A 244-nucleotide genomic window follows, 5' to 3' on the forward strand; every position below is an offset into this window, starting at 1 on the left:
TGGTGCAATGGACTTAGCCGTGGGTGCGAAAAAAGTCTTTATTACCACCGATCATGTCACTAAAAAAGGCGAACCTAAAATCGTTGCTGAGCTGACTTATCCTGCGACAGGTTTGAAATGTGTGGACCGCATTTATACGGACCTTTGTGTGATTGATGTGACGGCAGATGGCATGAAAGTCATTGAGAAAGTTGAAGGCTTATCTTTTGAAGAGCTTCAATCGATGACGGGTGCCAAACTCATT

1 protein-coding gene is annotated in these 244 nt (G+C 43.9%); it reads left to right on the forward strand.

Translation table 11 applies throughout. The features are described from left to right. The coding region (locus AC1M9K_RS14640) for a CoA-transferase (RefSeq protein ID WP_481589657.1) at positions 1–244 on the forward strand (244 nt) is incomplete at both ends.

This window comes from Acinetobacter sp. 24-47-67 (assembly GCF_056779735.1).